Here is a 13,907-nt window from a genome sequence, read left to right as displayed (position 1 = left end):
TGCCCCTCCTCCATTACGCATTCGTCGTTGTCACTTTTACTTCCGCTTCCCCTGTTGTCTTCGCCTTGAGTTTGATGACATTGATCACCCCTGTATACGCCTTGCCTGCCGGCACCGTCCTCGTGCACTTGAAGGTCACGCCTGTGCTGTCAATCGACTGAATTGTGATATACTGGCCGGAACAAGTTCCCGTTGTTGTCTTTGCCGGATACATCCCAGCACACAGGTTCACGATGTCAAATTTGGTGTTGTCGAATTCCAGCTTATACACAATGTTGCTGAAGTTTGTCACATTTTCTGCTTTCACCGCAAAGCTGTATTCTTCTCCTGCGATATATTCTTGAGGCGGAGCTGGCGGCGTAGTTCCCTCCGAACTAATTTGTAGGCTGCTGCTACTATTTTCAGAGCCTTCTATTTTGACTCTGTAAGTGATTCCTGCCGTCAATGCTCTTGTGATATCCAACACGCTTGAATGATAGGATAGACAGCTCAATGTCCCTGCTTTTTCCCCAAAATATGCCGTCATATCACTTCCGTTTAATAAAATCCTATACTCCCCACTTTGTGTCGGCGTGAAATCTATCCATTCTTCTTTTACATATTCCGTCATATAATCTAACGGCTTTGTTCCAAGATATCCTGTGTAGCTATAGGTTTGTCCTAAAGCGATGTTTCCGAGTTCTTCATGCTGCACCATAATCCAGTTTTGAGGTGCATCATATCCCCCTGCTGGGGTACTTGCCGCATAGTCAACAAGAGTCGTATCTGTTCTTAAAAATCGCACGCTCAAGACATTATCAAACATTCCGCTGGTCGTATACGAAAGTGTCGGCTGCACCGTCATATCCAGATTTAAACTTGTACATTGGATAAACAAGTTTTGCACCATCCCAGGCCAACTGACAAATTGCGGCGCTGTCGTCATACTGCTGCAATTTGCAAATGTCCCGTAAACAGTGTAAACTCCCTCCGGAATTGACGGCGGCGGTGTCACCATGCTGGTACAGTTAGCGAAACAAAAGTTCATAGATGTAACTGTAGATGGAATTTCTGGCGCCGCTACTAAATTACTGCACCCATTGAAGGTATGGTTCATTGAAATAACGCCTTCCGGTATTTCAGGGGGATATATCAAGCTGGTCATATTTTGAAAGGCAGAATCATAATTCGTCGCACTGCTTTGAATGGTTGCTGGTGCATTTCCCAAGATTCGTCCGTCAATAATCGGTCCAACGTAACGCACATTTGCGATTTTTTCATCGCTTTCATCCTCTGCACCTTCCAGGCTAAGTAGTTGCGGGGAGGCTTCAAAACTGTACTCCCACAAATCCAGATCTACAGGATTCCCTTCTTCATCAAGTCCGATATCATTGCTCTTTACCTGATTCGGATGCTTTTCCGTCGCATACGCAACGACTGTCAACCCAACAAGTATGCTCAACATCGCGATTAATCCTGTCACAATCCTCAGTTGTCGTTTCATAAATCTCCTCCGTTCTCAACTCTCGTTTGTCTTCAACCTACCCCAAGGAAAATTAGTTCCACCTCCCAAACCATCCATAATTTGTAGAATTTTGTATAATATTGGATGATATGTTTTTACTATACAACAAATAACAAATTTTGTAAATAAAAAATATTTTAAAAAGTTTATTATTTTCACATATTATTTATGATATCTATGCGTGCTCAGCTTACATTCACTAAATTGATAATTTTGTAGCAGTTTCCTTAACGCTAGACCTACCGTGTTAAGGAAACTGCTATATATTAAACCGATATGATCTTACAGCGGTCGATCTCCACTTTGTATCAATTTTGTTTTCTTATCGTCGAACAATGTAATGAGATTTTTTCTTTGCAACTCTTTTAACAACTTAATTTTTCATTTTGATATAAAGATCTGAACCGCAAGACAGCGCCCCCATATTCAACCGTAAATCGGGTTAAATATGGGGGCGCTGTCTTGGCATTTTACTTTCTGAAGTTTTAACGATATTGCAGATACTCTAAGAACCGTTTTACCGCAAGCGAAGCTGTTTTTTTATTCCGCAAAGCGATACCAATTTTTCGATAGGCAGGAACGTCTAATTCTTTTACAACAATTCGATATGGAACACGCTTCAAAATCAATTCCGGCAGAATGCTGATGCCAAGACCGCTTTCCACCATTGACATAATCGCGTAATCGTCCCACGTTGTAAAATGCACTTTAGGCGTTAGATTGCAGCGTTCAAATATTTCCGACACCTCCGTTTTTGCGCCTTTCTCCAAAAGCATAAACGGTTCATCACAGAGCGCGGCAACAGGGACTTTCTCAAGGTGTACCAAAGAATGATTTTCTGGCAGGACAGCAAGCAACCTGTCCTGTTCTAAAAAAATTGTTTCAAATTCCGGATGTGCGGGCAAACGCAGGAAACCGCAATCCACACGTCCGTCTAATATCCATGCTTCGATTTCCGTATAGTCGCCAAGTAACAATTCATAATCAATGTTCGGATATGCCTTTTGAAATTCTCTGATGATGTTCGGCAGCCAATGTGTCGCCACACTGGAAAATGTACCGATACGGATCAGCCCGGATTGCAGCCCGGAGAGCTCGTCTACCTCCATTTGCAGTTTCTCGTATTCCATGCAGACGCTCTTGGCATGCGGAAGCAGCTTCATTCCGTCGCTTGTGAGTCTTACCCCCAATTTCCCCCGTTCCAACAGAACGATTTTCCACTCTTTTTCCAAATCATTAATCATGCGGCTAATGCCAGATTGGGAATAATGAAGCATCTCAGCGGCTTTTGTAAAACTGCCATACTCTACTGTTTTTACAAATGCCATATACTTTTGGATATTCATATCCATACTATCACCCTGTTTTTCCATCTGATTTTATCATATTTTTCATGATAAACATTCGCTTTTGTAATTATAAAAAGTATGGTAAACTGAAAACGCAAAAAAGTCAAGCAGGAGTGTGACAGCAACATGTTTTATGTAAGTGAAATTCAAACCGAAGCTCCCTGTCATTTTCAGACGCAGCTTCAGAAAAAAGTCTATGAGACATTAGAAAAACTGAAAATTCCGTTTGAGCGCGTCGATACAGAGGAAGCGATTACAATGGAGGACTGCGTTGCCATTAATGAAAAACTGAATATGAATATGGTAAAAACCCTATTCCTCTGCAACAGGCAGCAAACCGATTTCTATTTGTTTATTACCGTTGGCAATAAGCCGTTTCGCTCTAAAGACTTCAGCAATGCATTAGATGTTTCCCGCGTCTCCTTTGCGCCAGCGGAACAAATGGATGCCATGCTCAGCACAAAAATAGGCGCAGCAACTGTTTTCAGCAGCCTTTTAGACAGCGAAAACAAAGTGAGGATTGTTTTTGATAAAGATGTCCTTGCAGAAGAATGGTATGGGTGCAGCGACGGCACGACAACCGGATACATGAAAGTGAAAACAGATGACATTTACCGGAAGTTCCTGCCATTTACAAAGCATACTGCCACTGTTATTGAGGTGTGATATGGGACTATATCAAAACAGAATCGTAGTAAAAGTTGGAACTTCCACACTGACAAACGAAATGGGAAAAAGCGACCTGCGTTCCTTTGACCGCCTTGCGTGTGTACTGTCCGACATTCAAAATATGGGGTATGAAGTGATTTTGGTATCTTCCGGCGCGATAGCCGTTGGAACGAACAAACTGAATATGAAAGAGCGTCCTTCCAGTATGCGAATGAAACAGGCTGCTGCTGCGGTCGGTCAATGCAGCATCATGTATTTGTATGACAAATTTTTCAATGATTACGACAAGACAATCGCCCAAATTCTGCTGAATGCGGAAGACATGGAACAAGAAGAAAAGAAAGAAAATTTGACAAATACATTCAACGCCCTATTGGAAATGAACATTATCCCCATTGTCAATGAAAATGATTCAGTAAGCTATACAGAGATAGAATCGGAGGATAGGCTATTCGGCGATAACGACATGCTTTCCGCTGTCGTTGCGGTTCTATGCAGGGCAAAGCGGCTCGTCATCTTGTCCGATATAAACGGTCTGTATGATGCAGACCCGCGACTGCACCCAAATGCCAAGCTGATCAGCCGGATAGAACAAATTGATGAAACAATATATTCTCTTGCAGGCGGCGCAGGCTCAAGGCGCGGAACAGGCGGCATGAAAACAAAACTTCGGGCCGCTCAGCTTGCCACCGCACAAGGGATAGATACCATTATCACAAATGGAAAAGCACCTGAAAGTCTATATGAAATCATAAAAGGTGGCCAATCAGGCACCTTATTTGCAGGAAAAATATCCTAAAACAGAACGATTTATAGTCATAGAGCCGCTATTTTCAACGATACAAAAGCAGCAGCAATGATCTATCAGTCTTAGTGCGCTGGTTCCTGAAGGTCATCCAGAATGAGATCAAAAAGAGCTTCTAGGACGATCACTCGTAGTATAATATTTGTTACCTTATCCCTTGTAAGTCTGTTACCTTACGTGTTACCTTACGGCTGAAAAATACTCAAAATCTATAAAAATTTTGGCTCAAAACCCAAATTGAAAATAATAAAAAAACCCCCGCGAACTGGCATTCTAAGCCAATTCACGGGGTTTCTCTCTGGAGCGGGTTACGAGGTTCGAACTCGCTACCTCCACCTTGGCAAGGTGGCGCTCTACCAAATGAGCTAAACCCGCATTTTTCACTTTCTTGAGCTGACTGGTTTATTATAGCAAATAAATTTTCCCCTGTCAACTGTTTTATCAAATTTTTTCTCCTTTTTGTGACGAGAAGCCGGAAATCTGTTATAATAAAGATAAACAATCAGAACCAACAAGGCGGAGGTCTATCTCTCTATGAAATATTCTTTAAATTTTGGTATATGGAATTCGGTGTTCGCCGTACCTACTCAAATTGTGGACAAACACCTAAAGCTGTGCGGCGTGGCCCACCTGAAGGTGCTGCTGCTGTTGTTGCGGCGGGCAGGCGAAGCTGTGGAGCTCGCCGACCTTGCGGCAGCGCTGAATCTTTCCGCAGGAGACACCCAGGATGCGCTCAACTATTGGATCGGCGCGGGGGTCCTCTGCGCCCTGCCCGATGAGGATTCCGTCCGCCTTACGGTTCCCAGTACAAATGCCGAACCCGCTCCGGCTTTCCCTGTCGCCTCTCAAACGCCGGCTCCGCGCCCCTCGGGCAGTCCGCCGAAGCTGCGGCTCACATCCGCCGAAATCGCCAAGCTGGCCCGGAGCAGCGCCGAATTCCAGGCTCTGCTGACTGAAACTGAGGCGGCCCTGGGCAAGACGCTCACCAGCTCCGACCTCGCGACATTGGCCTCCCTCTACGACTGGGCCGGTATCCCAGCAGACGTGCTGCTCACCGTAATTGAATATTGCCGGCAGATTGGAAAGACCAATCTCCGGTACATCGAAAAGGTAGCGATGGCCTGGCAGGAGCGCGGCATCGATACGCTGGAAAAGGCGGAGCACTACATACGTGAGAGCCTGGAGGCGGACAAGCGGCAGCAGCTCTGCAAAGCTGCCTTTGGCATCTACGACCGCGCACTGACCAGCAAAGAGTGCGAATACATACGCACCTGGTTCTGCGATTACGGGTTTGATCTGCCAGTTATCAAGCTGGCCTATGAACGGTCGATCGAAAACACCGGGAAACTGAGCTTTCCCTATATCAATAAGGTTCTCTCCAACTGGCGCAGCCAGAACATCCGCACCCCCGAACAGGTCGCCAAGGAAAGCTCGGCCTTTGCCCGTCAAAAAGCGGAACAACAAAAGCCGAAATCCTCTTACGATATTGATGAGCTGGAGGCATACCTCGCGGGCAGCACGCCCAAATAAAACGAAAGCGGTGATTTTGTGGCTTATTCAAAGGATTTATTGGAATATGGCCTGGGGGTTCTCAGCCAACGGCGCAACACCGCCAAGGCGCAGGCAACCGAGCGGCGTGAGGAGCTGTACCGCCATCTGCCGCGCCTGCGCGCGATCGAACAGGAGCTTGCGGGCACCGGCCTGGAGTTAGTGCGCGCCGTGATAGCGGGCGGATCATCGACCGGCGAACTGGTCAAACAGGTAAAGGCCAAAAATCTTGCCCTGCAACAGGAGCGGACCGAGCTGCTGCGCTCGGTCGGGGTGGAGGAGCACTACCTCGAACCCAGCCCTGTCTGTCCCCTGTGCAGGGATGAGGGATACATCGATGGAAAAATCTGCTCCTGCCTGGAAAAGGTCCTTCGGGAGGAGAAGCTCCGCCGCCTCAACTCGGTCTCTTCCCTCTCGCTGGCGACCTTCGACCAGTTTCATCTCGATTATTACCCCAATACCGCCGATGGAGGCGCGGCGCCCCGCCGCCGCATGGAGGCGATCTACGACGTCTGCCGCCAGTTTGCACGCGATTTTCAAGGGGGCAGCGGACGCAACCTGCTGATGCTCGGCGCGACCGGCCTGGGCAAGACCCATCTCTCGCTCGCCATTGCATCCGAAGTGATCAAACGCGGGTTTGAGGTGGTGTATGGCTCGATGCAGGACCTGTTTCGCCGCGCGGAGGACGAAAAGTTCTCCCGCGAAGGCAGCCGCTACGACACATTGGAATCGATGCTGGCGTGCGATCTGTTGATCCTCGACGACCTCGGGTCTGAGTTCGCCACCAATTTTACCAATTCCCTGCTCTACAACCTGATCAACACCCGCATCAATACCCGCAAATCCACCATCATCAGCACCAATCTCACCCTGAAGGAGCTCGACCAGCAGTACGCCGACCGCATCGTGTCGCGATTGATCGGCAACTACAGTGTATTGTGGTTCCAGGGCAACGATATCCGCCGCCTACTGTTGGAGAAGCGCTGACCAACAGTTGCAAAAAAGTGCGGCTCAGCGTATACTAAAAAAGGATTCCTGGAGAAATTTTGGGCATTCTAAGACTTTGAAACGGACAAAGGAGGGAAAATAGGTGGACATATGCGGTCGAAGTACAAAAATGGAACAAGACAGTGATTATCATTTGTGCGGCGGCTCATATTGGTCCGCTTGTTTTGTGGCGCGCTGAATTTGCGGCCCTCTCTGCACATAAGGATAATCACCGCATGAGACAGGTCTGTGCCTTCTCATGCGGTTTTGTTCATTTTTGAGCTTCCTACCTTGATTAAAAACGACGCAAGGAGGAAATCAAAATGGAAATCAACTCAAATTTTGAAGCGTTGGAAGCGCTTTTGGACACCAAAAATTATCGCGCGCTGCGCGAAGTGCTCTCTGACACCAACGAGGTGGACGTCGCCCTATTCATTGAGGAGCTCCCAGTGGAGAAGGCGGTCGTCACCTTCCGCACCCTGCCCAAGGATATGGCTGCGGATGTATTCGCCAATCTATCGTCTGAAACCCAGGAAGTCATCATCGGTTCCATCACCGACCGGGAGCTCGCCGTGATTCTGGATGATCTGCACACCGACGACGCGGTGGATATGCTCGAGGAGATGCCCGCAAATGTGGTCAAGCGGGTGCTGCGCAATGCGACGCCGGACGACCGCGCGCTGATCAACCAGTTTTTGCAGTACCCCGAAAACTCGGCTGGCAGCATCATGACCGCTGAGTTCACCGACCTGCGCCGCGACATGACGGTGGAAGATGCGATTAAGCACATTCGCCGCACCGGGGAGGATCGGGAAACCATCTACACCTGCTATGTCATCGACGAGCAGCGCAAGCTGGACGGCGTAGTGACCGTAAAGGACCTGCTGCTTGCGCACGACGAATGCGCTTTGGACACGATCATGGATACCGATATCATCTCGGTGAAGACGACCGAGGACCGCGAGGAGGTTGCGCGGCTGTTCTCCAAATACGACCTGCTGTCCATGCCGGTGGTGGATCACGAAAACCGCCTGGTTGGCATCGTGACTGTCGACGACGCGGTGGATGTGATGGAGCAGGAGGCCACCGAGGACTTTGAAAAGATGGCGGCAATGCTGCCCTCCGAACGGCCTTACCTGAAAACCGGCGTGTTCTCCCTGGCCAAAAATCGTATTCTGTGGCTGCTGGTTCTGATGATCTCCGGCATGATCACCGGCGGGATTCTGGGGCGATATGAGGCCGCATTTGCCGCCATGCCGCTGCTGGTCACCTTTATCCCCATGTTGACCGATACCGGCGGCAACGCGGGTTCGCAAAGCAGCACCCTGGTCATCCGCGGCATGGCGGTGGCAGAAATTCAGCCGCACGACCTGCTTTCCGTCCTTTGGAAGGAGCTGCGGGTGAGCGTGGTGGTTGGCGCTGTTCTGGCGGCGGTCAACTATGTGCGGCTGATTATCACCTACCCCGGCAATGAGGCTGTGGCTCTCACCGTGGCGTTGGCCCTGTTCGCCACCGTGGTGATGGCCAAAACGATCGGCGGAATTCTGCCGATCGTCGCCAAACTGTTCCGGGCCGACCCCGCAATCATGGCTGCACCCTTGATCACCACCATCGTGGATGCATTCTCGCTGGTCATCTATTTTTCAATTGCGACCCGCCTGCTTGCGATCTAAAAAACTTCTGGCCGGGCCAAAAACTCTTACCGCGGCAAATCACAGCGGCGGTAACGAACAGGATAAAAATTTTGAATGTAGAGAGGATTTACAATTGAAACAACTGAATATGAAAGATTTGGGATATACAGGCCGCTTCGAAACCGAAGCGGCAATGTACGGCGGCCTCTTTGTTGCACGTGTGGTCTCTCAGTCCAGGGATTTGTACCGAATTCTATGTGAAAACGGCGAACTCATGGCCTCGGTTTCCGGCAAATTCCGGTTTGAGACAACCCGGCTTTCCGATTTTCCCGCGGTCGGTGATTTTGTCATGATCGACCGCGAAACGGATCTCAACGGCAACGCTGTGATTCATCATGTGCTGTCCAGAAAGAGTGCCTTTATCCGGAAAGCGGCAGGGACCGCCAATGACGAGCAGATCGTTGCGAGCAACATCGACACAGTGTTCCTCTGCATGTCGCTCAACCATGACTTTAATCTGCGCAGGCTGGAACGATACCTTGCCATCAGTTGGGACAGCGGAGCGATCCCAGTCGTTGTATTAACTAAGGCGGATCTGTGTGATCACGTGGAGCAATGGGTTGCCCAGGTGGAATCGGTGGCGATCGGCGCGGACATCCTTATCACCTCCTCGGTCGATGAAGACGGCTATGCTTCCATCCTGAAATATATCGAACCCGGCCAAACCGTGGCTTTTATCGGGTCATCCGGCGTCGGAAAGTCGACGCTGATCAACCGTCTGATCGGTAGAGAACAATTGGATACCCATGAAATTCGGGCGGACGATAAAGGCCGGCATACGACCACCAGGCGGGAGCTCATCCCACTGGAAAACGGGGGGATGGTGATCGACACGCCGGGTATGCGCGAACTCGGCTTGGAGAATGCCGACCTATCAAAGACGTTTACCGATATCGAGGTTTTGGCGGCGCATTGTAAATTTCGGGACTGCACCCATACCAAAGAACCCGGATGCGCCGTACAACAGGCAATCCAGGAGGGCAGCCTCGGCACGGACCGGCTTGCAAGCTATTTGAAATTGCAAAAGGAAGCACAATACGATGGCCTCAACTTTAGAGAACTTGAAGCCAAAAAGCTGAATGAAATGTTCAAAGAGGTGGGCGGGATGAAAAACGCCCGCAAATCTATCCGTGAAAAGGACAAGCGAAAATTGATGAGATAACAAAACCGGTTCAACCGGGCATTGAGGCGGGAGTTTCCTGGGGAACTCCCGCCTGTTTCTTTTTTAAACATTTTGTCAGCAAATCTGCTAAAATATTGTAAATACTCAAAATACTTATCGTGGTAAAATAATAAATAAGATCCCTCGCCGGGTAAAAATTCGAGGAAACAGCAAAAAGGAGGAAAAATAAGGATGAAAAAAAGGGTTCAAGCGGCGACAGCTTCCGTCTTGGCTGCGGTGATGATCGCAACAAGTCTGGCGTCAGCTGTGACAGCGAGCGCCTACACGGTGCAGCCGCCGGCGGATGATTTGGTTTTGTGGTATGATATGGAGGGCTCGGAAGGGGTCCAACTGCCCGATCGAAGTGGAAACGGCCTGGACGGTGTCATCAACGGCGGTGCGCTGTTTGCAGATGGCATCAAAGGGAATGCAATCACATTTGACGGCGGAGATGATTACATAGAAATCCCGGATTTGGACGGCCAATTGTCCCAAATTGACGACTTCACAGTATCCGTGTATCTGAAGGTAGCGGAGGACCGCACCTTCCAGCGGGTCTTCGACTTTGGAACCGGAGAAACCGGAAAATTTATGTGTCTGATCACCCGGAGCACCAACCAGTGGAACAGCGGCCTTAACTATACCATTTCGGAAAATGGCGGAGGCGCTGCGGTGGAAAAATCGGTTGTCGTAAAGGATGGAGCGCCGCAGTGCCGCTGGTTCCATCTGGCGCTTGTCTATCAGCAGGGAATCGCCAAAATTTATTACGACGGGGTACAGCAAGCCGAAGCTGAAATCGCTTTGAAACCCTCGGATATCGCCGTGGACGCGGAAGGTTTCCGCAGCTATCTCGGAAAATCCCTGTGGGATGATCCCTTATTTTGCGGGGAGATGGACGACTTCCGCCTCTACAGCAGAGCGCTCTCCGCGGAAGAACTTGCCGAGGTTGCAAGCCTCACCGACATGGAAAAGGTGAAGGCAGCCAAGGAGCTGCTCACCCTCCCCAAAACAGCGGTTCAAAACCTCGAGCTTGTGCGCACTGGAGCCTATGGGACGCGCATCAGCTGGCGATCCAACCGTCCGGAGGCGATCACCGCGGACGGCAAAGTGACCCGACCGGACAGTGGCGATGTGCTGGTGAAGCTCACAGCCACCATCCAAAGCGGTGGAGCGAGCCTGAGCAAGGATTTCTTCGTTACGGTGCGCGCATCGCTCGCCCAGGAACAGATCCTTTCCTTTGACCTGGAGGACGTCGCCCTATTGGACGGCGAATTTCTGGAGAAGGAAGAGATCAACCGCGCCGTGATGGACAGCATCTCTGCGGACACCATCTTGTATGCGTTCCGCTACAACGCCAATCAAAATTACGGCGCCAACCTGGACTATAAGGGCGCCCCTTCCCTGCATGGGTGGGCCGAACCGGGGCACCAGTTTGCAGGCCACCTCGAGGGCCACTACATGTCCGCGCTGGCGATGCTGTACGGCAGATACCACGATGAGGCCGATAAGGCGAAACTCGATGCAATTGTGGATGGGCTGGCCGAAATCCAGGGGCTGATGCTCAGCGATGGGGACAACCCCGGAGACCCGAAGGTGGCGCGGGGATACCTTTCCGCGTTTCCGGAGAGCCGCTTTGACCAACTGGAATCCCATCAATACGCTGCGGTGCCCTGGTACATGATCCACAAGATCATGGCCGGCCTGCTGGATGCGTACAACTACTGTGGAAATGAAAAGGCGCTTGAAGTAGCAGATCAATTGGCCCAATGGACCAAATGGCGCATGGAGCGGCTGGGCGACCGGGCCGAAGAGGTGCTCTCCTATGAGGAATACGGCGGCATGAATGAAGTTTTGCTCAACATGTATGCAGCCACCGGCAAGGAGGAATACCTCCCAATCGCGGCGTTGTTTGAGGAGCGCGAACGCCTGTTCGACGACCTTTATAATGGTGTGGACAACCTCGACGGGATGCACGGCAACACCTATCTCGCGAAAATTGTAGGGTTGGCGCGCAATTATCAACTGTTCGGCGACGACTATTACCGCTTGGCCACCGAGCACTTTTGGGATTTTGTGGTGGAGGACGGACGCACCTATGTGAACGGTGGCAACAGCATCGCCGAACACTATCAGGTGCCCAACACCCTCTCTCACCAGCTCAATGGCGATACCTGCGAAACCTGCAATGTCTACAACCTGCTCAAAATTTCGCGCGACCTGTTTGAATGGAGCGGCGATGTCAAATATCTCGATTACTACGAACAGGGCCTGTTCAACCAGATTTTGGGCAGCATGAACCCGGAGGGGGATAAGACCTATTTCCAGCCGATGGGCGCCAACCGCAGGGCGACCTGGAACGACACCGTGTACGGCGCATTCTGCTGCAATGGCTCTGGTCTGGAAAACTTTTCAAAGCTCAACGAATGCCTGTATTTCTTCTCCGACGACACCCTTTACGTCGCCCAGTTCGCAGCCTCCACGCTCAACTGGGAGGAACAGGGCGTCCGGCTGAAACAGGAAACTTCCTACCCTTATGAAGACACTTCCCTTCTCACCTTTGAGCAGGCGGATGGGCGGGAACTCACCGTGATGATCCGCATTCCGAGCTGGATCAAGTCGGGTTACACCATTGAGCTCAACGGTGAGGAATATGCATGCGGAACGGAATCCGGTTTTGTAGCCGTAACCGGTGAATTTAAAACCGGTGACACCATCCGCGTCTCCCTGCCAATGGATTTCGCGCGCGCTCCCATGGGCGACGATGATATGGTGACCGCGTTTACCTACGGCCCCGTCGCCCTGGCCGCCATCGGCTCGGTGAATGATAACGGAACGCTCGCTTTCGACTCGCAGTCCGCATATGAGAATTGGAAGGACAACCTGAATGAATGGTTCCAACCGGCCGGTGATGGTCTGCCGCTGCACTTCTCCGCAGAGGACGGGCGCGGCAATTCCCTGCTGTTCGTCCCGTTCACAGAGGTGGGCGACGAGACCTACACCACCTATTTCCGCGCGGAAACCGGCATAACGGCTGACCGCGGGGACAATCTTGCGTTCGGCAAAGCGGTGAAGGCATCGGAGCAGTACAACGGCGATTACGGTCCGGAAAAAGCGGTTGATGGCATCAACAGCGCGGATGTGGAAAATCGTTGGTGCGTCAGAAGCGACGCGATGCCCCAATGGTTTAAAATCGATCTCGGCGCTGAAACGCTCGTCACCAATGTCGATTTCACCGCGGAAAAACCCGCTGGATTCCAGTACGTTGTCGAATATTCCAATGATCCCAGCGACTGGGCGGACGATTCCTTTGCAAGCGGCAATTGGCAGGTGTTCTGCGACAAATCGAACAACAGCCAGGTTTCCACCGAGTATGCCGCGTCAGGCGCGGCGCGGGCCCGGTATCTGCGCATTCGCTTTTTGAGCAGCACCAACGGCGTCTGGGCGGGGATGCGCGAGCTCGAGGTTTACAGTTCCACCCTGGGTCTTTTGAAGGACGCGATCTTCCATGCAGAACGGATCGACAGGGATGCTTATCTCTCCACCACCGATTGGGCAGCCTTTGACAGCACATTAAATGAGGCGCGAAACATTGCAGAGAAAGAGAATCCGCAGGCGGACGAAATCCTGTCGGCGCTCGATCAGCTGCAAAATGCAATCGATACGCTACAGCTAAAAGCGGATACAACAGCGCTTCGGGACAAGATTGAGTTTATCCAGCAATACTATTTGCAGGACGAGTATACGAATGAAAGTTGGGCCAGCCTTGAGGAAGCGATTGCACAAGCGGAGCTGGTATGCGGCGACGAAAGCGCCTCAGAGGCGGAAATCGAGGCGGCGAGCCAGCAGTTGAATCAGGCCCTGTATGAGCTTGCCGCCCGTTCGGACCGGGAGCGCATCGCAGCCAAGTTGGCGCAGATTGAACAGCTCAATCAGAACGACTATACGGCGGAAAGCTGGGGACAGCTTCAGGATGCTGTAGCTCTCGCCCAGCAAATTTTGGAGGATGAAAGCGTTGCGGACAGTGAGGTGAGCGACGCCTTGGCGGCATTAGAGACAGCGATTTCCAATCTGGTGGAGGGCGAGATTCCCTCCGATGTGGATAAGAGCATGCTGGAATCGCTGATCAAAGCGATCGACGGAGTGTTCGAGGAAGCGCGTTACACCGAGGAGAGCTGGGCGGCGTTCGATG

The 13,907-nt window shown here is 50.9% G+C and carries 9 protein-coding genes and 1 tRNA gene; 7 read left to right on the top strand and 3 right to left on the bottom strand.

Annotated features, from left to right (window positions below):
* Positions 1-13 precede the first annotated feature (13 nt).
* Together H8711_RS03275 and H8711_RS03270 are read right to left on the bottom strand one after the other, a co-directional pair.
* Positions 14-1,483 (bottom strand): hypothetical protein, encoded by a 1,470-nt coding sequence (locus H8711_RS03275; protein ID WP_249282114.1) that lies wholly within the window; start codon positions 1,481-1,483, stop codon positions 14-16.
* 506 nt (positions 1,484-1,989) lie between these two features.
* Positions 1,990-2,856, bottom strand: coding sequence for a LysR family transcriptional regulator (locus H8711_RS03270; RefSeq protein ID WP_249282113.1), 867 nt, complete (start codon positions 2,854-2,856; stop codon positions 1,990-1,992).
* A gap of 123 nt (positions 2,857-2,979) precedes the next feature.
* Here H8711_RS03270 and H8711_RS03265 point away from each other — a divergent pair, with 123 nt between their 5' ends.
* Together H8711_RS03265 and proB are read left to right on the top strand one after the other, a co-directional pair.
* Positions 2,980-3,519, top strand: a complete 540-nt coding sequence (locus tag H8711_RS03265; protein WP_249282112.1) for a prolyl-tRNA synthetase associated domain-containing protein — start codon at positions 2,980-2,982, stop codon at positions 3,517-3,519.
* Position 3,520: 1 nt separating this feature from the next.
* Positions 3,521-4,321, top strand: a complete 801-nt coding sequence (proB, locus tag H8711_RS03260) for a glutamate 5-kinase (RefSeq protein WP_249282111.1) — start codon at positions 3,521-3,523, stop codon at positions 4,319-4,321.
* Between the two features lie 305 nt (positions 4,322-4,626).
* Here proB and H8711_RS03255 read toward each other — a convergent pair.
* A tRNA-Gly gene (locus H8711_RS03255) sits at positions 4,627-4,702 on the bottom strand.
* Between the two features lie 159 nt (positions 4,703-4,861).
* Between H8711_RS03255 and H8711_RS03250 the strand changes: the two genes are divergently transcribed.
* The 5 genes from H8711_RS03250 to H8711_RS03230 form a co-directional block, all read left to right on the top strand.
* Positions 4,862-5,857 carry a DnaD domain protein gene (locus tag H8711_RS03250; protein ID WP_249282110.1) on the top strand — a complete coding sequence of 332 codons (996 nt, stop codon included), beginning with the start codon at positions 4,862-4,864 and terminating at the stop codon, positions 5,855-5,857.
* Positions 5,858-5,875: 18 nt separating this feature from the next.
* Positions 5,876-6,862: an ATP-binding protein gene (locus H8711_RS03245; protein ID WP_249282109.1), complete on the top strand. Its 987-nt coding sequence runs from the start codon at positions 5,876-5,878 to the stop codon at positions 6,860-6,862.
* A 323-nt stretch (positions 6,863-7,185) separates the two neighbouring features.
* Positions 7,186-8,535 carry a magnesium transporter gene (gene mgtE / locus H8711_RS03240; RefSeq protein ID WP_249282108.1) on the top strand — a complete coding sequence of 450 codons (1,350 nt, stop codon included), beginning with the start codon at positions 7,186-7,188 and terminating at the stop codon, positions 8,533-8,535.
* Positions 8,536-8,629: 94 nt separating this feature from the next.
* On the top strand, positions 8,630-9,718 hold the full coding sequence (rsgA, locus tag H8711_RS03235; protein ID WP_249282107.1) for a ribosome small subunit-dependent GTPase A: 1,089 nt from the start codon (positions 8,630-8,632) through the stop codon (positions 9,716-9,718).
* Between the two features lie 192 nt (positions 9,719-9,910).
* Positions 9,911-13,907: beta-L-arabinofuranosidase domain-containing protein (locus H8711_RS03230; RefSeq protein WP_249282106.1), on the top strand; the 3,997-nt coding region annotated here is incomplete at its 3' end.

The organism is Ligaoa zhengdingensis (assembly GCF_014384885.1).
Lineage (GTDB): Bacteria > Bacillota > Clostridia > Oscillospirales > Ruminococcaceae > Ligaoa > Ligaoa zhengdingensis.
Note: the sequence above shows the minus strand (reverse complement) of the source record. Positions and strands in the feature narration are given on the sequence as shown.

What these genes read in the sequence shown, in the direction of transcription:
- proB (WP_249282111.1), top strand. Translation starts at nt 3,521, where the DNA reads ATGGGACTATATCAAAACAGAATCGTAGTAAAAGTTGGAACTTCCACA.
- H8711_RS03265 (WP_249282112.1), top strand. Translation starts at nt 2,980, where the DNA reads ATGTTTTATGTAAGTGAAATTCAAACCGAAGCTCCCTGTCATTTTCAG.
- H8711_RS03250 (WP_249282110.1), top strand. Translation starts at nt 4,862, where the DNA reads ATGAAATATTCTTTAAATTTTGGTATATGGAATTCGGTGTTCGCCGTA.
- mgtE (WP_249282108.1), top strand. Translation starts at nt 7,186, where the DNA reads ATGGAAATCAACTCAAATTTTGAAGCGTTGGAAGCGCTTTTGGACACC.
- H8711_RS03275 (WP_249282114.1), bottom strand. Translation starts at nt 1,483, where the DNA reads ATGAAACGACAACTGAGGATTGTGACAGGATTAATCGCGATGTTGAGC.
- H8711_RS03270 (WP_249282113.1), bottom strand. Translation starts at nt 2,856, where the DNA reads ATGGATATGAATATCCAAAAGTATATGGCATTTGTAAAAACAGTAGAG.